Origin of the sequence: Bartonella sp. AA56HLJMS, assembly GCF_042197145.1 — a bacterium.
In the GTDB taxonomy this organism is placed as follows: Bacteria; Pseudomonadota; Alphaproteobacteria; order Rhizobiales; family Rhizobiaceae; genus Bartonella.
Map to the genome: position 1 here is coordinate 146,282 of NZ_JBHIRL010000001.1, position 20,632 is coordinate 166,913.

The following is a 20,632-nucleotide window of genomic DNA, read 5'->3' on the forward strand; positions in this document are numbered from 1 at the left end:
ATGACGTTTTTTTCTATTCCTGAAGCCGCTCTTGATGCACAAGCAACAGCAACACATCCCCAAAAAAACGTGTGGGTTTCTGCAAATGCTGGATCTGGAAAAACCCACGTTTTAAGTGAACGTGTTATCCGTTTGCTTTTAAACGGTACGCCTCCAGCACGTATTTTATGCCTTACTTATACAAGAGCTGCTGCTGCTGTTATGCAATCACGAATTTTTCGCACGCTTTCTAGTTGGAATGAGCTCGATGATGTACAGCTGCAAGAAACCTTAACACGGTTTGAAAAAAAACCTGTTAATGCGCAAAAACTAACTTATGCACGGCAACTCTTTGCGCGTGCCCTCGAAACGCCTGGTGGCTTAAAAATTCAAACGATTCATGCTTTTTGTGAAGCTCTCTTACATCAATTTATGTTAGAAGCCAATATTGCAGGGCATTTTGAACTTCCCGATGATATCGGTCGAAAAAAATTACAACAAGAATCCCGTCGCGAACTTTTAGCCCGTCGTGATGTACAACCTGCTTTGCAACAGTTACTTCAAGTTATTAGCGAACATACTTTTAACCAATTGCTCTATGAAGCAGTTGAAAAGCAACATAAATTGTCTGATTTTTTATCTTCTCTTTTATCTGAAAATGGAGAAGAAAAATTGCGCGAGCTTTTTAACTTAGCGCCCAATGAAACAAATCAATATCTGCTGGAACAAATTAAACAAACAGCGCGCCTTCCTCTTTATGCTCTTAAGCATTGTGAAACCAATGGTAATCAAAGCTTTAAGGATATGGTGGCAAAACTTTCCCAATTAGAAAAGGTGCATGATGAGACAAATATTCTCAATATTATTTCTGATGTTTATTTTACAACAAAAGGTGAGCCGCGTAATTTTTCACATTTATCTCATAAAAAATCAGACGAAATTTGGCCTTTTATTCAACAAATGCTTGAAGATAAACAAAACAAGCTTTCTGTTCTTTTAGAAAAATATCAATGCGCAAAGGTTGCCACCCTCAATATGGCTGCTTTTCAGCTCTGTACTATTTATCTCAAAATTTATAAGAATCTAAAAAAGTCCAATGGCTTCTTAGACTTTGATGACCTTATTGAGCGTACACTTCATTTGTTACAGCGAAAAGGTGCAAGCCAATGGGTGCACTATAAACTTGATCAGGGACTTGATCATATTCTACTTGATGAAGCACAAGACACCAACCCTGAGCAATGGCAAATTATTCAACTGTTGGCACAGGAATTTTTTTCAGGGTATAGCCAACGAACAAACATACGCACTCTTTTTGCTGTTGGAGATGAAAAGCAATCTATTTATTCTTTTCAAGGCGCTGCTCCAGAAAATTTTGCTGCAAATGGACGAATTATTCAAAAAAAAGTGCAACAAACAAATCAGCAATTTGAAAAAATACAACTGCATTATTCTTTTCGCTCTACAGCAGATGTTCTTAAAAGCGTTGATCTTGTTTTTGAAACACCAGAAAACTATAAAGGCCTTTCGGCAGAAAATACAAAAACGGTGCATGAAGCTATCCGTGTTCATAGTCCGGGTGAAGTTATTATATGGGATGCCATTTCAAAAGAAACGAGTGAGTTTCCTCAAGATTGGCATGCAACTGTTAATCATTTAGATACACCTGAAGTCCGTTTAGCAGAAAAAATTGCTGAAACGATTGCCGACTGGTTACAAAAAGGCGAAATGCTTCCAGCAAAAGGACGCCTAATACGTGCAAGTGATATTATGATCTTGGTCCGTAAACGTGATCAATTTGTCTCAGCTCTTTCCCGTGCTCTTAAACACCGTAATATTCCCGTAGCAGGGGCTGATCGTTTACAGCTTACCAAACATATTAGTATCCGTGATTTAATGGCGCTTGCGCGTTTTGTTTTGCAGCCACAAGATGATCTTTCTCTTGCTTGTGTTTTAAAAAGCCCACTTTTTGCTCTTAGTGAAGAGGAACTCTATCAGCTTGCCGTACACCGCACCGGCTCTCTTTGGCAAAGTCTGTGTGCGCATACATCATCGCAGGTATCTGTTAAAGATGCTTTTGAGAAGCTAAACCATTATCGCGCTTTAGTGGATAAAATACCGGTTTTCGAGTTTTATAGCCATATTTTGAACAATGATAAGGGACGACAAAAAATTCTGTCTCGTTTAGGATCTGAAGCAAATGATGTGCTCGATGCTTTTATGGATTATACGCTCACTATTCAAAAAACAGGATTACCAGGATTACAAGCTTTTTTAGAAACATTAAGTGCAAGCGAACCAGAAATTAAACGTGAATTTGAACAAAGTAATGAAGAAATTTGCATTATGACTGTTCATGCTGCAAAAGGACTAGAGGCTGCTGTTGTGTTTTTAGTCGATCCTGGTAGTGCGATTTGGCATCCTCAGCATGCGCCTCACTTGCTTAAAGTTCCTTTAAACAATGCACAATGGAACGGAAAACAAGCCTTTATTTGGCGCCCCAATGAAAAGTTTGATACAAAACTCTCTAAACAAGCAATTTCATATTTAAAAGAGCGTGCAGAAGAAGAATATAGGCGTCTACTTTATGTAGGAATGACACGCGCTGAAGATCGCTTGTTTATTTGTGGGTATAAAGGTCCGAAAACGCCATCTCATACATGGTTACAACTCGTAAAAAAAGCCCTCGAACCGCATGCCCTTGCTATAAAAGATTCTTCGGAAGATATTGCAGCTTGGCGTTATTGCATTACACCTGCTTCTTCTACTTCTATAAACCAAAAAATTTCTTCCGTTGAGTGCCAAACACTTCCACCTCTACCAGACTTTTTCTCCCATAAAGTACCAGCAGAACCAGTGTTACCAAAACCGTTAAAACCGTCAGTGGCGAGCCTTTCCATTGAAGCTGATACAGAGCTGTCCTCAAGTCCAAAACAGCTTACCACTTCACCTGTTTTAGGAGCCATGAACACAAACAGAGCTTTTTCCATTGAATATGGTAATCTCGTTCACCGATTGTTACAGTATTTGCCCGATTGTCCCCCACAAAAACGTCGAGATTATGCTCGAAACTATCTCAATATCAAAGCCTCTCATTGGCATGAGAGCCAAAGAGAAGATGCTCTTTGCCATATTTGGAAAATATTAGATCATGTTTATCTCAAATCCCTTTTCTCTGAGCATTCACGTGCTGAGGTCTCCTTAATGGGTATTGTGAAAATTCGTGGAAAAGAACAAGCAATCTCTGGTCAAATTGACCGTCTCTACATCACGCAAAACAGCGTTATCTTTGCAGATTTTAAAACAGGAACCCCGCCAGAAAATGAAGCTGCTATTGCTTCCCATCATTGGTTGCAAATGGCTCTTTATCGAAAGTTATTGCAAGCTATTCATCCCGATAAAGATATACAGGCTCTGCTTATCTACAGTAAAGAAGCCAAAATTTTTAAACTTCCTCCAGAAAAACTTGAGGCATTTCTTAGTGAAGTTGCCTTATAAGTTACTCTTTTCCTTGCAAAGCATTTTTACATTTTATTTACTTTCATAAAATCGCTCAAACAAACACAACGCACAATCCCTGGTGTAAAAAAGTCCTTTAATAATTTATCTTTGCAATAACTTGATATGAATTGTTATTATACCAATCTATAAAAGGTGAATATAAAGGATAAATCAATGACGTGTATAAAAGTTGATAAGGACAATTTCGAAAGTGAAGTTCTAACCTCTTCCACCCCTGTTGTGGTTGATTTTTGGGCAGAATGGTGTGGCCCTTGCAAAGTGATTGCTCCAATTTTGGATGAAATTTCAATAGAAATGCAAAATCAAGTTAAAATTGCTAAGGTAAATATTGATGAAAATCCGGAATTGGCTACCCAATACGGAGTACGTTCTATCCCTACATTACTAATGTTTAAAAATGGAAATATTTCATCGAATATGGTTGGCGCTACCTCTAAAGGACGTCTTTCTGAATGGATAAAAGATGGGCTTAGTTAATTCCACATATAATCACTATAAAGGAGAGAAATTTTGTCTCTCCTTTTGATTTTTTTAAAATATTCTTTTTTGCATTATATTATAATGAAAAGACAATAAAAATCAAAATTTTAAATGAATTTAAGAATTCGTGCTTTTATGCATGATTCAATTGACCATTTTTTATAAAAAATTGCTTTGTATGAAGAATATATGCAATTCTTTCCTTATAGGCGCGTTAAAAATATTGGGTGAATGATAATTTCATTAAAGGTATTATCTTCTTAGATAAGACTATTGAGATAGATAGTGTTTTCAACACATAAAGGGAGATTTTAAGCAAAAACTTTGCAAATTACTTTTCTGAAGCTCACAATTTTTAAGCAGAAAGAGACAAGCAATTCACTACAGGTTATATAATGCTCTTATAAAGGGTTATCACTTCAATTTAAAATTCTCTTATACTATTCTCTAAAATCAAAATTGTAGGTATCAGATTCTCTAAAATAAATTGATGAATTTCTATAAATTAACGGCTGTCCTTTGCAATTTATGTCATTGTTATATAAAAGAGTCAGCATTTCGTTTCATCTTCCATGGTTGGTGCCTCCATGAAGCCTTCTTTATGTTGTCCATCATCTCAGATTTCATAGGTAGTACTGAGGTATTATCAAATTAAAAAATGATGATGTTCATGTTTTTTTAAAATGTACGAATTGTAAAAGACTGTTGCAAACATTCAATGGAATGTTGCGCTGATCTAACTGTTACATGACGCCCATGTTCTTTATAGTGTAAGGTGAGTGCAAAAGTGGCGAGTTCTAAAAGAGCTGTATTTCTTTCTGGCCATTCAACAAGTAAAATATTTTTCTCACGAGCTTCATGAAGCCCTAATTCATCAATTTCTTCTGCCATAGAAAGGCGATAAAGATCAGCATGAATAATTTCAAACTTTGGAAGTTGATAGCTTTGCACAAGAGTAAAAGTAGGGCTTGGAACATCCATAGTGTTATCGTTCGCAAGTGTTTGAATGATTGTACGTGCAATGGTTGATTTTCCAGTTCCAAGATCTCCTTGCAGCGTTACAAGATCTCCTGGCTTTAAAGAAAGAGCTAAATTTTGTGCAAAAAGCTTTGTTGCCTCTTCATTTTCAAGAAAAAAACTAAAATTCATTAAAAGTTCCATGAAATGGATGAAAAATTTTTGTTATCATAAAGGTTAAAATTAAAAAATCGTATCTCCTTTGGAGAGTGGGAAAAAACATTTAACTGTTGTTCCTTTTCCAGAACCGGTAAGAATTTCAACATGTCCACCGTGTAGTTCAACGAAACTTTTTACAAGGGAAAGGCCAAGACCCGCTCCCGCACGCCCACCATGGTGTGAATGGGAAGAAAAACGTTTAAAAATACGATCAAGAACGTCTTCTGGGATGTCAGAGCCCTGATTATGAACGCTAAAGACAATGTTATCATCTTGTTCATCGACGCAAAATTCAATAGTACTCGCCTCCGTTGCAAAATTAATAGCATTACTCAGTACATTCACAAAAATTTGATGCAAGCGCTTTTCATCAGCAGAAATAGAATTTAAGGAAGGAGAAATTTGTTGTAAAAGCGTAATATGCCGTCCATTAAGGCGATCTTCTACACGTGCTACTGCTTGTATCATAGCATCGGCAATGTTAACCGATTTTATGTCCAACTCCATAATGCCTGCATCAAGGGTAGCAAGATCAAGAATATCGTTAACAATATTTAAAAGAGTTCCTGATTCTGAATGAATGTGTTCAAGATATTCTTGTTGACGTTCATTGATAGAGCCGAAAATTTGATCACGTAAAATATCCGAAAATCCAATAATATTGGTGAGAGGTGTGCGTAATTCATAAGAAACATGTTGGACAAATTCATTACGCAAACGATCAGCACTTTCTAATGCTTCATTTTTTTCTTGAAGAGCACGCGCAACATGGACAGTGTCCGTAACATTCACAAAAGTAAGCATCGTTTGTCCATTAGGAAGAGGGACCAGAGTATAGTCAATAATCATATCATTTTTAAGATCTATACGACCTGAAAATGTTTCACGTTTTTCAGCAAAACCGGTAATGAACTTGGTAAATTGATCCCATTCTTGCCCCAAGGTTAAGGCTGAACAATGGCTTTGTAACTGTGTAATATGGGTTCCTTCTACCAGTAAATTATAAGGAAGAGACCACAATTTCGACAAGGCAGGATTCGATAAGCAAAGGCGTCCATCAGTACCAAAAACGACCACACCTTCAGAAAGTTTATCAAGTGTTTCACCTTGTATTTTAATAAGTGTATTATAACGGCGCTCAAGATCAATTTTTTCTGTAAGGTTTTCGTAAAGCCAAGTGACACCTCCTTGTGGATGAGGGTTCGAGACAACACGCACCGTACGTCCATCTGGAAGATTCCAAATTTGTTGGTTCGATTCTGTTTGCCAATAGGCTTTTAAAAGTTCTTCTTTCCATGCGCGCCAATCAGGGTGTTCAGCAATGAGCCCCTTTTCACGTAAACGTTCAAGAAACAATGTATGGCTTGGTTCACTTTCTAAAAAAGAACTCTCCAACGGCCATAAAATTTTGAAAGCATGATTACAGAATTTTAATTTTTGGTTTGTATCAAAAATGGCTACAGCTGTTGAAATTTGGTCAAGTGTTTCACAATGGCTTTGAAGAACATATCTTAATTCATGAGCAAGATTTTCATATGCGCTGTCATCACGTGCAAAAGCTGCCATCCCTTCAGCTGTTGTAATACGTGTAAGATGAAAACGGTGTCGTTCTCCACCAATAACCGTATAAACATGTTCTTGAAAAATTGTTTCTGTTTCATCTGTTTTGCGTTGTGTATTTTCATTGAAAAGATCCCCCACGTCATCACTGTCTTCACGAAAGTCTGTCATTTCTCTAAAGGCGCGATTGATAAAACAAACTTTTCCTTCACAATCTTTTATCCATACGGGCTCTTGAATAAGATCAAGAAGATTACGCTGCATTCTCAATTCAGTAAGAAGGCGGGCGATATCTTTCTGTAAACGAGAATTTTCTTTCTGTTGTTTTGAGATATCTTGAAAACGAGCAATGGCGACTGTTCCTGCGATGACTCCTGTAACTTGTAGCGGTACATTGTTTGTGGTGGTGATAGAAAGATCAAAAGGGTGACATTTACAACGTAGTTGAGTCAATGCATAATCAAGTTCTCGCAGAGAATTTTCTTCAACCCAGAGCTCAAAACGCTGAAAATCTTTCTGATCGATTCCTATTTTTTGCAATGCAGAAAGAGCACCAACAACACGGGGTAAGGTTGTTGGATTTTCCCAAATAAGAAGGAGTTGCTCGGTTTCTTCCAGAAGCCATTCATAATATTTAAGTTTTTCAGAAAAATTTGCCTGAATTATCTTCAAAGGCTTCTGTGCAGTTTTTTTTGCACGCACGGTAACAGCTATACACGAGAGAAGTGAAGCACAAGAAATTCCTCCACACAGCGCTAAAAGCAGCCATGGACCATTCGGCAAAGTGAAGAAAAATGGTAAATAACCTTCCAATGACTGAGCAAAAGCGCATGTTGGAGAAAAAAAGAAAAAAAGGCAAAATATATACGTATAGATTCGGATCTCTTTTTGAGTTTTTTCTTTGGGGTTATAGTCACCAAAGCTGAGCACGGCATCTTTCCCTTTTTTAACCCAAGGAAACGTATTAGTAACGGTAATGGTTTGGTTTATAAGGTCCTTGTGGTGAGACTCCAATATAAGCGGCTTGTTCTTCTGATAAAACACTTAATTTTATTCCTAACCGATCCAGATGTAGACGTGCAACCTTTTCATCAAGATGTTTAGGCAAAACAGTGACTTCATTTGTATAGTGTTCTGAACGGGTAAAAAGTTCAATTTGCGCTAAAACTTGATTAGTAAACGAGGCCGACATGACAAAAGAAGGATGCCCAGTCGCATTCCCGAGGTTTAACAAACGCCCTTCAGAGAGCAAAATGATGCGTTTTCCATCGGGAAAGGTGATCATATCAACTTGTGGTTTAATATTTGTCCATGGCAAATTTCTAAGGGCAGCGACTTGGATTTCGTTATCAAAATGACCAATATTTCCAAGAATACACATATCCTTTACTTGTCGCATATGATCTAAACGAACAACATCTTTATTGCCTGTTGTCGTGATGATAATATCAGCACTGGAAGCAGCATCATCCAAATTAACAACTTCATAGCCATCCATAGCGGCTTGAAGAGCGCAGATAGGATCAATTTCTGTTACTTTAACACGAGCCCCAGCACCAGAAAGAGATGCTGCTGAACCTTTTCCTACATCACCATAACCACAGACAATGGCAGTTTTACCAGCGATCATCACATCTGTGCCACGTCGAATACCATCGACCAATGATTCTTTACATCCATATTTATTATCAAACTTTGATTTAGTGACGCTATCATTAACATTAATAGCAGGAAAAGGTAGAAGTCCTTCTTTTTGTAACTGATAAAGACGGTTTACACCTGTTGTGGTTTCTTCGCTTACACCTTTAATTGCCGCGCGCTGTCGTGTAAAAAAACCTGGCGTTGCATCCATACGCTTTTGTATTTGTTTGAAAAAAATTTCTTCTTCTTCTGTTTTGGGATGCGATAAAATATCTTTATTTTGTTCTGCACGACTTCCCATTAAAATATAGTTTGTGGCGTCAGCTCCATCATCTAAAATAAGATTGGAAGGATTACCATCTGGCCATTGGAAGATTGCATCTATATAAGTCCAATATTCTTCCAATGTTTCACCCTTAACGGCAAATACAGGAATGCCAGTTGCGGCGATAGCTGCTGCTGCATGGTCTTGCGTAGAAAAAATATTGCTAGAGCTCCACCGTATATCGGCGCCAATCGCTTTTAATGTTTCAATTAAAACAGCTGTTTGAATTGTCATGTGCAATGAGCCAGAAATACGCGCTCCGCGCAAAGGTTGGCTGGAAGAAAACTCCTTACGACAAGCCATCAAACCAGGCATTTCAGTTTCAGCAATATCAAGTTCTTTACGACCATAAGCGGCAAGTGCAATATCTTTGACAACAAAATCTTGAGCTGCCATTCTTCATTCCTTTAAAATAAGTTTTTCCAAGACGGTAGGAGAAATTAAAAAAAAATGCAAGACAAGAAGAGGACTTCTTTATGTGAAAAAGCTCTTTTAAAATCTCCATAAATTTGTGCAACAAATATGCATTTATGGATCTGAGTAGTGATGTTACTGACGGAGTAGGAGATCTTCATGATAAGTTTTATTATATAAACAAAATTCTATCCTTTTCACGTAACTTTAAAGCTTTTAAAAGTCCCCAGAGGGAATACCTTTTAAATAATAAAAATGGTGCATTGCTTTACAGTTTTTATATCGATTTTTATGGGATAATATCGAAAGTAGCATACTCGTATTCTACTCACTTATGCGGTTGTTGAAAAAGGAAGAATTACTTTAATCTCATTATTAAGCTTTTTAGCAAAATAATATAAATGCAAAGCCATAGATTATCATGTTTATGGATAGGCAGTTCAGAATCGGTTCTTTAGGATTCCAATGTTGCACCTGCTCTTGGATAAAGATAGTTTATAAGAAGTGCTTTTCTCCTGTTTTCAACGATTTTTATCAAAAGACTATAGATATACGATTAAACATTTTTTGTGATACTAAATGGAGCATTAAAAATGTAAAAACATCACTCTATTGAACACTCTGATTTTAAAACCGCTAACAACGCGCTATGAATTATAAATCAAATAATTAACTCAGTTTTGGAAGAATTTATTCTAGACGAGTAGGTTTTGGGAAAATTGACCATGTGGACGAAATCGCCAGAGATAACTTGGCAAGAATGCTGCCATTGCTCTGGGGGTAATACCCACACCTTCTAGAGTATATCCATTCTCTATAGCTTCTTTAGAAACAATGTTATCCATTTGCAAAAAACGTATCTGATTGGCTGTTACGAGTGTTGGTACAAAAGGCAATTTACCGATTGTTCCCAAAATTCCTCCAATCAATAGACCGACAGAAAGAGGCATAGATAGGATTGTTTTTTTACGGTGAATAATTTTGAGTATATTTTCAAGAGTATTTTGGAGGGTGATAATCTGGGGACCACCAAGATCATAATTTTTTCCCCAAGCAACCTGTCCATCTAAAGCGCGCACGATAAACTCAGCAACGTCACCAACATACACGGGTTGCAATTTGCTTTGTCCACCTCCAAAAAGAGGCATAATTGGTAAAAAACGTGACAAATCTGCTAAGGTGTTAAAGAAACAATCCTCTGGTCCAAAGATAACGGATGGACGGATAATAATTGCTTGAAGATGCTTGTTGTGAATGATTTGTTCACCCATAAACTTAACACGTGCATAAAGACATGAAGCATTCTCGTTAGCCACAAGTGTTGACATATAGATGAGCGGAATACCAGTTTCTGCTGTTAATTCAGCAACATTGTAAACACCATCAATTTGTGTGTTTTTAAAATTCGATTGACTTGCTTGTTTTAAGCTACCAGGCAAAAACACTGCCGCATCAGCTCCAAGCAACGCGCGTGCAACAGAGGCACGATGCTTGATATCTGTTTTAAGCATTTGGGTTTGTCCTACTTCTCCTATTTGGAGCATATAATAAGCTTTTTGTGGACAACGAACAGCGATACGAACGCGATATCCCCGCTTAGTCAAAGTTTCAACGACATGTCGTCCTACAAAACCGGATCCGCCAAAAACAGTAATGAGTTTAGGATGTTGATAAAGTGCACAATCAAGTTGCATGATTAAAAAGTCTATCTTTCAAAGCTTTAAAAATAGCTAATTATCTAGCACGGTGGTGTTTTATTGTCACGCAAAATATCACCCGCAAGATAAAGAGAACCACTAATAAGAACAATAGCCTCTTTATATTCCATTTTAATTTTATGTAAAGCATCTTGTAGGTGCGCTTTTGGGGCAGCAGGGATTCCTACTTTTTGGGCTGATTTAGCTAAGTCTGTTGGAGAGATACTGGCATTATTGTTAAGCAGCGGTATCGTATATACTTTATCGACAAGGTTAGCTAAAGGACGAAAATAACCGACAGCATCTTTGGTATTAAGCATGCCAGCAATCATAATAATGGGGCGATCTGTTTTTTTTCTCCATTGTGTAAGTTCTGCCGCAATAACTTTTCCTGCAGCAGGATTGTGACCACCATCTAACCATAAATCAATATCAGGAGATAGTTGATCAACCAAAAGTCCTTGGGTAAGATGCTGCATTCGTGCGGGCCAATAAATATTTTTCAAAGCGTCATTTATGGTTTGTTCTGAAAGTTGAAAACCCGCTTGATAAACTGCTTCAAGAGATGCACTAGCATTAGCAATTTGGTGGTCTCCAATAAGGTTAGGAAGAGGAAGATCCATGAGACCTTGATTGTTTTGAAAAACCATACGTCCATGTTCTTTATAGCTTTGATAATCTTGATCAAAGAGAGCATAAGATGCTTTATTTTTATCGGCAAGGGGTATTAAAGTAGCAAGAGTTTCTTCATAATTCTGCTTTCCGATGACCACTGGAACGTTTGGTTTTATAATTCCCCCTTTTTGAAAAGCGATTTGAGCAATTGTATTTCCAAGAAAGCTCTCATGATCATAATCAATGGGCATAATAAGCGATACAGCTGGTTTGTTAACGACATTGGTAGCATCAAAACGTCCTCCCAATCCAACTTCTAAAATGACAACATCAGCTGGATGTATACTAAACAACATAAAGGCAGCGGCTGTAAAAATTTCAAAAATAGTAATCGGCTCTTGACGATTTACTTTTATAATTTCACGGATTGTCTCAGCCAATTGGTTTTCTGTAACAAGTTGACCACCTCCTTTTTGACCTAACCGGCAGCGTTCATTCCAGTTGACGAGATGAGGTGAGCTATAAACATGAACGCGGTATCCTGCACTTTCCAAAAGAGCACGGCAAATTGCTGAAGCAGATCCTTTGCCATTTGTTCCAGCGATGTGAATAACAGGGGCAAGTTTTAAATGTGGGTTACCAAGACGCTCTAAAAGGTGAACAATACGCTCTAAAGAAAGATCAAATTTTTTCGGATAATTTCTTAGTAAATCATCCACCACCCTTTGTATTTGACTTTGTTGCATAAACTTAAGCTGCTTTTGTCCTAGAAAGCGATGTTTGAGAGTCTGTTGGGGATGGATCGGAAGGGTTAAAAACAGCAGGGCGTTTCATCATCAAGCGTAAAATACGCGCAATTGTTGTTTTCATTGCTAAACGCGATACAACCATATCAATCATACCATGTTCAAGCAGATATTCACTACTTTGAAAACCTTCTGGTAGGGTTTCGCGTATAGTTTGTTGAATCACACGTGGACCAGCAAAACCAATCATAGCGCCAGGCTCGGCAATGTGAATATCACCAAGCATGGCGTAAGAAGCAGTAACACCACCGGTGGTTGGATTAGTCAGCACAACAATATAGGGAAGCTTTGCTTCTTTCAACATTTCAATCGCTACAGTTGTACGGGGCATTTGCATCAACGAGAGTGTTCCTTCTTGCATTCGTGCACCACCAGAAGCAGCAAAAAGAACCAGCGGACGCCTTTCAGCAATGGCAGTATCAAAAGCTTTGATAATAGCTTCTCCTGAAGCCATACCAAGTGATCCACCCATAAAGGCGAAATCTTGAACAGTTGCAATAATTGGTAAGCCTTCAATCGTACCACGTGCACTTAAAATATTGTCATCAACCCCAAGTTTAGAACGATAATCTTTTAACCGGTCAATATAGCGTTTTTCGTCACGAAATTTTAAAGGATCTGTTACAACTTTTGGATTTTCAAGAGCTGTATAAACACCATCATCAAAAAAATGCATGAGACGATTTTTAGCACTGATACGCATATGATGACCAGAATTGGGAGCTACAAATTGATTAGCTTCCAGATCTTTATGGAAGACCATTTCACCACTGGTAGGATCTTTAATCCATAGATTTTCTGGAATTTCACGGCGCCCCAATATAGAGTTAATTTTAGGACGAACATAATTTGTAATCCAGTTCATCTTTATAACCTTCCTTTAAATATTGTGCATCTTTTGCATGATTTGAAAGAATATAGAACTTAAGCAGTCACATTTACTTTACCGGTTGAACAAAGGAGTCTATTTAATACTTTTATCAGCGTACGTATAGCTTGTTTTTTAATTTTTAATTTTTCCCATATCATAACAATCATATGCATCATGAAGAGTATTCCCTATAATAAATTTCTCATAAGTTCTAAGAACTTACATGTTTGTATTTTTTACTTTGGTGTTAAAATTTACTCCTTGCGATGGTTAACAAACGCCTTATTTTTAATAAAAAATGAATATCCAATTAATCATTCGTATCAACAGTTTTGAAGAAAAGAAACCTTATAGTATAAGGCGCTAACAAGGCTAAAATAATCCATTAAAGATAATGAATACAATAACGCTATATTAGCGAAACGCTAACATCAGAGCAAGATTTTTTTCAAAAGGTTTCTTTAAAGCGCACGCTTTTTACAATTAAAATAGAATACGCTCAAAATATCATTATATTACTCATTTACGTGCTTGTTTTACACAGATATCTTTCAATAATTTCCAAAACTCTCTTATGAAGAGTATACACTCTCCATGAATGGTATAAAAGACATTATGCTATCCGTTTTTACTGAAATAGAGGGTACAAAGCGGCACCATCATATTCTTTTTCAGTTTTCAATACGACGATAATGTTTGCATTAAGAGGATTCATATAAAGATATTTCACGCTTTTTTGAAAGTACTTTTATCCGCACACCACCTCCGTTTATGACATATTAACAAACGATTTCAATTGATCCAATATGAATAGGATTAAAATGAGAAACCCTCATAATATTTAGGTTTTTCACTCATGTCATAAAACGATAAATTATCATTATAAATCAATATATTGCCTTAATAAAAAGAAAAGCATAAAATTTTATATTATGCTTTTGGGGGCTTACAAGTTTTGTTTGATTTAAAGTTAAGGAGCATTATTTTTGTGTGATGCGTGCTATGTCTTTTGGGAAAGCGTTTTGTGTAAATGTGTCATAAAGGCGGCGGCAAAAAGCGGTGTTGCTAGATTAATAATAGGAATCGAAACAAAAAGCGCTATCAATAATCCTGCGCCAAAAACCGTTGTGTAATGAGTATGTAAAAAAGCACGGGCATCTTGTTCTGTTCGAAAACGGTAAGCCGCAAACAAGAAATATTCATGACCGAGCAAATAACCATTAATAAGATAAAAAGCAATTAAATTAATACCTGGTATGAAGAATAAAATAAAAGCAATTCCATTACCAAGAAGGCTTAAAATAACAAATTTAAAGGAAATGATAAGAGAACGCTGAAACGGCAAAGCTTGTCCAATAGGCTCGTTTGGGTAATCCTCTTTTTCAATGATTTCAGCAGCAGAGTCAATGAAAAAACCACCAATCATAGCTGAGATCGGTGCAATCAAAAAAGCCAACAAAAGAGCCAAACCAAGATTAAAAATGATAAGCATGCTAAAACCAATCCATCCCGCCCAACTAGGGAGTCCAGGAAGAAATTGAGCAATCCAGGGCCAAAAGTAAGACACAAAAAGTTGGTGCACACATAACCATAAAATGGTGAGAATGAAAAAAGTAACCCCCAATGCTTTCAGTATCATAATACGATATTGCGAGGTTAGAAGACGTTGTAAAGCACGATAAGCAGCAGTAAAAATCATAGATTAGTAAATTAAGGAAAGAAGCAAAAAAAACAAGAAATATATTTATTGTATGATTTTTTCTTTCTTTGAATTACAAGATTTTTTTCAAGAACATTATAAAAAACGGTTAAGGTTTCTTTGTTAAAAATAAAGTTTGAATAAATAGAAATTTTGATTTTTAAAAACAAAGAAGAATTTAACAAAGTAGCTGTTGTAGAAGAAATTTTTAGTATTTTTGTACATAGTGTAGATTATTGCGTTTATATGATATATGTAAAAAATTAAGGAATAAGAACTATTTGGTAGAAAAGTTGTTTATTTTTATTTATTCAGTAGAGTTATCTAACTTCGTTTATCTAAATGTTTAATTGTTTTGCACAATTCCTAAAATTCTGTACTTTTCTACTATTTGGCGGCATGCTTTTGCCTCTCGCTTTCAAAAAAATATTGAGTTCAATGGAATAGGGGTAACGTAGTAGCTCCGTAGATATTCTAATTTTGGGCAACAGAATGATTAATATGATAGAAGTGGAAAAAATAAGCTTAGGCGATTGACCGTCAGATCCCATAGAAAAGAGCAGTTTTTTGAGAAGAAGCAAAGAAAGGGAGAAACCACGGATGCTTAAAAATGATGAAATTTTTAATTTTAAAAGCCATAAGTGCAATGAAGTAAGCATTCATTGAAGCACTTTTCATACAAGTGGTGCACTGTATCAAATAATTTTTAGATAATAACACCACTAATTTATCGAAGAGAATTGATCATTTTCAACTTGAATAAGAATCCCAAATATAGAAATATTCTTTAATTTCAAAGACTCTATTCAACATCAAAAAATTATTTACGTACACATTATAGGCGAGACCAATGTATGGATACAAAGCTTTCGATAAAGGAATAAAAATGCTTCTCATGAAACATCACAATGTGAGGATATCATGGATCAAATTCTAGTTTTTGTGGTCTTGGTATTCTGGAGAGAGGACATACACATTTAATCTTAAAGACCGATCACTGAGGAAAATAATAAAGGCTTCAGTTTCATAAACTTATAGACAGTGGTGCAGTGAATTTTGTCTACACTCTTTATAAGCGTCAGTGTGAGATATGCTTCAAATTGCATTGAGATGTTATAATATCATTGATTTATACATTATTTTTCATAGCGAATAAGAGCTCAAAATAAAGTTGTCATATTTTCTCATTAGCTGCTCTCATTATGAAACAATCAAAATCATTTATTTGCATATCATAAATATGACCAATATGGGGATAAAAACATTGAAGAAAGAAAATGCTTTTTATAAATTTTATCCATTACAAGAGCTTTGTCAAAATTGATGGTAGCCAAAGTGAATGATAGCTTGTTTTTTATAAGCTGGCGAGACAGTGGTGCAATAGATTCTACTTTTATGAAGGCTAGGGTGAGATAGGATTTTAAAAAAACATTTCCCAACGCTCATCATACCCATTTCGCAACAGCGTTTGTGAATGGTATATGGGTAAAGCTCTCGTGAATAATATAAAACTTATAGGGCATCACTAACTTTACGCTTAATAAAAAGAGCACGCTGGCACCATCATCCTCAGTGTTGTCCGAGACAAGCCCTTGGTGCTTGAGACGGTCCATTATAAGCGCTTTTAGTTCTTTCTTAAACGTTTTGTATTCATACAGTTATCCTTGTTTAAAACGTGCAAGAAAATGATTTTTATTGATTCAATATGAGAGAGATTGGAAATAAGAGAATCTTACGATGTCTGGGATTCTAATTTAATATGAACAATGCTAGGTTATCATTATAAATCAAAAATATTATATACTAATTGAGATGGATAGACACCTATTGTCAGTTCTATTTTATAAGGTGTTTTAATATCAACGCGTTTGAAGAGTTCTTATTTGCAAAGGGGTATATTTTTCTCATGAGGAGTAGATGTTTGGGGGGCAAAAAATGATACAATCACGTTTGCTAATTTTTGCGCTACGTGTTGTTTACTCATATGAGGCCATTGTTCAACTTTTTTTCTACTTACGAGATAAACTTGATTTGTATCAGCACCCATGACACTTGTACCATCTACTTGAAGAGAAATATCATTAGCAAGAATGAAATCAGCTCCTTTTTCAACACATTTTTTTTGCGCATTGGCAATGATATCACATGTTTCAGCAGCAAAACCAATGACCAATGAGGGGCGGTTTGGAGCGTGTCCAATCGTTGCTAAAATGTCAGGATTTTCGACTATATCAAGGGATGGTGGTATTTTATGAGCATTCTTTTTAATTTTGTGTAAAGACTGCGTTTGACTGCGCCAGTCACAAACAGCGGCAACAAAGATGGCACCATCAGCAGGCAATGCGGTTTGAACGGCTTTTAACATCTGTTGTGCTGTTTCAACATGAATTGTTTTTACTTCTTGTGGGTTTGCAAGATGAACAGGTCCACAAATAAGTGTTACTTTTGCACCCAAATGTGCAAGAGCGGTTGCGATGGCATGACCTTGTTTACCTGAGGATCGATTAGCAAGATAACGTACTGGATCAATTGGTTCATGGGTAGGACCAGAGGTAACGATGAAATGGCGGCCAAAAAGAGGTTTTTCATGCACATTCAAAAGATTCTCTATAGCAGCGACAATAGTTAAAGGTTCGCTCATACGTCCATATCCAATCTCATCACGTTCAGCCATATTTCCGATTTCTGGTCCGATGATATGAACGCCATCTGCGTGCAATTGTGCAACATTACGAATAGTTGCTGGATGCACCCACATGGCTGGATTCATGGCGGGTGCAATCAAGAGTGGACAGCGTGCTGCTAAAAGGACACAATCAGCCAGATCATCTCCTATGCCATTGGCTATTTTTGCAATGCGGTTGGCTGTAGCAGGAGCTAAAATAATCAGATCAGCATCACGTGCTAATCGGATATGTCCGATATCATGTTCTTCTTCGCGTGAAAATAAATCAGTATATACAGTACCACCGCTTAAAGCTTCAGCGGCTAAAGGCGTAATAAATTTTTGCGCCGCTTTTGTCATCACAACTTTTAAATGTGCTCCACGTTCTTGTAAACGGCGAATCAAATCAAGGGCTTTATAAGATGCAATACTTCCACCAATAATAAGAAGGAGAGATTTTGATTTCAATGATTGCACTTCAACAGCACTGGCATGAGAGGGGAGTGTGGTGTCAGTAGGGGGATTGCTTAAAAGACGGCGGGCTTCTTCTTCCATAGAAATACCGTTTTGCGCGGCGCGTATGCGCAAAGCTTCTTTGGTTTCAAGAGACAGGTTACGAATAGTAATACTGGCCATAAAATACCTCCAAGAAATAAAAATGATTTCAATGATTTCATTGTTGATATTTTTAGCATATTAAGGAGATTAGAAAAGATGAAAAAAGTAAAAAGTAAGACAAGCGCAACAAAGTGCAATGATGAAAAGACTATAACGACCATAACGGTTTCTGTGGCTTTGTTCCACAGCAAGTTGTTTGAGGGTAGCAGGAGAAAGATTAAAACCTGTTTTTCTCATTTGATTGAAATCTTCTTCTATTCGTTGGAAATTTTGAACCAATTGTGGTGTTTTGCGTGCCAGCGAAAGGAGAGCTTGTGCTCCTTCACTAAAGTCTTTTGCAACGCCTACGGGTCCTAAATTTTTACTAATCCATTCTTTGACAATGGGTTCAGAAGCTTTCCACATATTAAAAGTGGGGTCTAATGTGCGGGCAACACCTTCCACGACAACCATCGTTTTTTGCAGCAATAAAAGTTCAGGTCGCGTTTGCATGTCAAATAATTCAGTGACTTCAAACAATAAAGTGAGCAATTTAGCCATGGAAATGCTTTGTGCTGATTGTCCGTGAATTGGTTCGCCAATAGCGCGATTGGCTTGTGCAAAGCTTTCGATATTATGGTGTGAAGGAACATAGCCTGCCTCAAAATGGGCACGTGCAACTCGATGGTAATCGCGGGTAATAAAGCCGTAAAGAATTTCAGCAAGGAAATGCTTTTCTTTTTTGCCAAGCCTTCCTGTAATGCCTAGATCAACAGCGACAATACATCCTTTTTCATCTACGAATAAATTACCAGGATGCATATCGGCGTGAAAAAAACCATCACGCAGTGTATGACGAAGAAAAGATTGAATAAGCGTAATAGCAAGCGCCTTCAAATCAAATCCTGCCTCTTTGAGTTTGGAAGTTTCGGATATTCTTATACCATCAATCCATTCCATTGTAAGAACATTACGTCCTGTCCGTTCCCAGTCAATACGTGGAACCCGAAAGCCTGTATCATGTTGAATATTTTCAGCCATTTCAGATATAGCTGCTGCTTCTAAGCGTAAATCCATTTCAAGTCGTGTTGTTTGTGCTAAAGTATCTACCACACAAACAGGACGAAGCCTTCGAGAGGCAGGGATATAGCGCTCTTGTAAATGAGCAATGAGATAGAATCCTCTAAGATCTTTAGAAAAACGTGCTCTGATATTGGGACGAATAACTTTTACAGCACATTTTTTCTTATGGCCAGTTTCATCACTGTATTCAGCTGGATGAACTTGAGCAATAGAAGCGGCGGCAATGGGGGGATAAAAATTTACGAATAAATCATCAATAGAGCGACCAAGAGAACTTTCAATTTGAGCAATAGCGGCAGTGCAAGAAAATGTTTGGACACGATCTTGTAGCTGTGACAAATCTTCCGCAATATCACGCCCAACAATATCAGGTCTTGTGGCAAGAAATTGACCAAGTTTTATGTAAGAGGGTCCAAGCTTATTAATGGCATATGAAATATTTTCAGATCGCTGTTTCTTTTTTGTTTTGCGTCGTGCTAATGCATTCGCTATACGATGACATAGCGCTGGAAATCCTTGAAGATCATCATGAGGAAGAGCACTTAAAACACCTTCACGTGTTAAAACCCATCCTGCACGCATCAATTGAAAGTAAGGGGAAATTTGCACCATTTTTAAATTTTCCAACCTGAATGCAGCGCTGCAATCGCACCGGTGAGATTGCGGTACGATACCCGCGAAAACCCCGCATGCTTGATCATATGGGAAAAATCATCTTGCTTAGGAAATTTGCGGATAGATTCAACCAAATAACGATAAGCATCGCCATCATTTGCGATAAATTGACCTAGCTTAGGGATAGCATGGAAAGACCAAAGATCATAAATTTTATCGAGCCAAGGCATCTCGACATTTGAAAATTCTAAACATAAGAAACGTCCACCGAGCTTTAAAACACGAAAAGCTTCTCTAAGAGCTTGATCAATATGAGGAACATTGCGAATTCCAAAAGCAATCGTGTAAGCGTCAAAGCTTTGATCTTCAAAAGGTAGATTTTCTGCATTGGCTTCAACAAAATCAATCAGAGGGGCAAGACCATTTTTTTGTGCGCGTTTTTTGCCAACGCTGAGCATTGAGCCATTAATATCAAGCACTGTAGCATGGGCTTTTTGGCGTGAAGCATTAAGAATACGAAAAGCAATATCACCTGTACCGCCAGCGACATCAAGAACTTTCCAATGAGAAAGTGCTGGTGGGGAAAGCCAAGCAATCATGGAATTTTTCCACACACGGTGTAGCCCTAAGGATAAGATATCATTCATCTTGTCATAATTTTCAGCAACAGAATGAAACACACCATCCACCATGGATTGTTTTTGTGTTTCATCTACTATTGTAAAACCAAAAGAGTGCTCCATGCCACCCTTGGTTCCTACACGTTCTGTTTCAATTGCCATGTATATGATCTTCCTTATTTTTCTTTTATCGTAAATGAAATAGAGAGGGAATGTTCAACTACGAAAAAACAACGTATAAAACTACGACGTTTACACAGCCAAAAA

General features: G+C 37.1%; 12 protein-coding genes. 2 read left to right on the forward strand and 10 right to left on the reverse strand.

What is annotated here, in order from left to right:
- Both addA and trxA read left to right on the forward strand, forming a co-directional pair.
- Entirely contained in the window at positions 1-3,477 is a 3,477-nt protein-coding gene (gene addA, locus ACFINI_RS00610; RefSeq protein WP_375645385.1) for a double-strand break repair helicase AddA, read from the forward strand.
- 177 nt (positions 3,478-3,654) lie between these two features.
- The gene (gene trxA, locus ACFINI_RS00615) at positions 3,655-3,978 is read left to right on the forward strand and encodes a thioredoxin (RefSeq protein ID WP_375611361.1); all 324 of its coding nucleotides are present in this window, start codon (positions 3,655-3,657) and stop codon (positions 3,976-3,978) included.
- A gap of 681 nt (positions 3,979-4,659) precedes the next feature.
- Here trxA and tsaE read toward each other — a convergent pair.
- From tsaE to ubiE, 10 genes are all read right to left on the reverse strand, one after another.
- Positions 4,660-5,130 (reverse strand): tRNA (adenosine(37)-N6)-threonylcarbamoyltransferase complex ATPase subunit type 1 TsaE, encoded by a 471-nt coding sequence (gene tsaE, locus ACFINI_RS00620; protein ID WP_375612787.1) that lies wholly within the window; start codon positions 5,128-5,130, stop codon positions 4,660-4,662.
- A 51-nt stretch (positions 5,131-5,181) separates the two neighbouring features.
- The gene (locus ACFINI_RS00625; protein WP_375645386.1) at positions 5,182-7,647 is read right to left on the reverse strand and encodes an ATP-binding protein; all 2,466 of its coding nucleotides are present in this window, start codon (positions 7,645-7,647) and stop codon (positions 5,182-5,184) included.
- Positions 7,648-7,681: 34 nt separating this feature from the next.
- The gene (ahcY, locus tag ACFINI_RS00630) at positions 7,682-9,079 is read right to left on the reverse strand and encodes an adenosylhomocysteinase (protein ID WP_375645387.1); all 1,398 of its coding nucleotides are present in this window, start codon (positions 9,077-9,079) and stop codon (positions 7,682-7,684) included.
- Between the two features lie 713 nt (positions 9,080-9,792).
- Entirely contained in the window at positions 9,793-10,791 is a 999-nt protein-coding gene (locus tag ACFINI_RS00635; RefSeq protein WP_375629158.1) for a complex I NDUFA9 subunit family protein, read from the reverse strand.
- Between the two features lie 44 nt (positions 10,792-10,835).
- On the reverse strand, positions 10,836-12,155 hold the full coding sequence (locus ACFINI_RS00640; RefSeq protein WP_375645388.1) for a bifunctional folylpolyglutamate synthase/dihydrofolate synthase: 1,320 nt from the start codon (positions 12,153-12,155) through the stop codon (positions 10,836-10,838).
- 4 nt (positions 12,156-12,159) lie between these two features.
- A complete protein-coding gene (accD, locus tag ACFINI_RS00645; protein ID WP_375645389.1) occupies positions 12,160-13,080 on the reverse strand; it encodes an acetyl-CoA carboxylase, carboxyltransferase subunit beta in 921 nt (306 codons plus the stop codon).
- 1,006 nt (positions 13,081-14,086) lie between these two features.
- Positions 14,087-14,785 (reverse strand): sulfate transporter family protein, encoded by a 699-nt coding sequence (locus tag ACFINI_RS00650; protein ID WP_375620874.1) that lies wholly within the window; start codon positions 14,783-14,785, stop codon positions 14,087-14,089.
- A gap of 1,879 nt (positions 14,786-16,664) precedes the next feature.
- The gene (gene coaBC / locus ACFINI_RS00655) at positions 16,665-18,086 is read right to left on the reverse strand and encodes a bifunctional phosphopantothenoylcysteine decarboxylase/phosphopantothenate--cysteine ligase CoaBC (protein ID WP_375645390.1); all 1,422 of its coding nucleotides are present in this window, start codon (positions 18,084-18,086) and stop codon (positions 16,665-16,667) included.
- Positions 18,087-18,155: 69 nt separating this feature from the next.
- Entirely contained in the window at positions 18,156-19,742 is a 1,587-nt protein-coding gene (ubiB, locus tag ACFINI_RS00660) for a 2-polyprenylphenol 6-hydroxylase (protein WP_375620872.1), read from the reverse strand.
- A gap of 2 nt (positions 19,743-19,744) precedes the next feature.
- Positions 19,745-20,527, reverse strand: a complete 783-nt coding sequence (gene ubiE, locus ACFINI_RS00665; protein WP_375612796.1) for a bifunctional demethylmenaquinone methyltransferase/2-methoxy-6-polyprenyl-1,4-benzoquinol methylase UbiE — start codon at positions 20,525-20,527, stop codon at positions 19,745-19,747.
- Between the last annotated feature and the right edge of the window lie 105 nt (positions 20,528-20,632).

What these genes read in the sequence shown, in the direction of transcription:
- addA (WP_375645385.1), top strand. Translation starts at nt 1, where the DNA reads ATGACGTTTTTTTCTATTCCTGAAGCCGCTCTTGATGCACAAGCAACA.
- trxA (WP_375611361.1), top strand. Translation starts at nt 3,655, where the DNA reads ATGACGTGTATAAAAGTTGATAAGGACAATTTCGAAAGTGAAGTTCTA.
- tsaE (WP_375612787.1), bottom strand. Translation starts at nt 5,130, where the DNA reads ATGAATTTTAGTTTTTTTCTTGAAAATGAAGAGGCAACAAAGCTTTTT.
- ahcY (WP_375645387.1), bottom strand. Translation starts at nt 9,079, where the DNA reads ATGGCAGCTCAAGATTTTGTTGTCAAAGATATTGCACTTGCCGCTTAT.
- ACFINI_RS00635 (WP_375629158.1), bottom strand. Translation starts at nt 10,791, where the DNA reads ATGCAACTTGATTGTGCACTTTATCAACATCCTAAACTCATTACTGTT.
- ACFINI_RS00640 (WP_375645388.1), bottom strand. Translation starts at nt 12,155, where the DNA reads ATGCAACAAAGTCAAATACAAAGGGTGGTGGATGATTTACTAAGAAAT.
- accD (WP_375645389.1), bottom strand. Translation starts at nt 13,080, where the DNA reads ATGAACTGGATTACAAATTATGTTCGTCCTAAAATTAACTCTATATTG.
- ACFINI_RS00650 (WP_375620874.1), bottom strand. Translation starts at nt 14,785, where the DNA reads ATGATTTTTACTGCTGCTTATCGTGCTTTACAACGTCTTCTAACCTCG.
- coaBC (WP_375645390.1), bottom strand. Translation starts at nt 18,086, where the DNA reads ATGGCCAGTATTACTATTCGTAACCTGTCTCTTGAAACCAAAGAAGCT.
- ubiB (WP_375620872.1), bottom strand. Translation starts at nt 19,742, where the DNA reads ATGGTGCAAATTTCCCCTTACTTTCAATTGATGCGTGCAGGATGGGTT.
- ubiE (WP_375612796.1), bottom strand. Translation starts at nt 20,527, where the DNA reads ATGGCAATTGAAACAGAACGTGTAGGAACCAAGGGTGGCATGGAGCAC.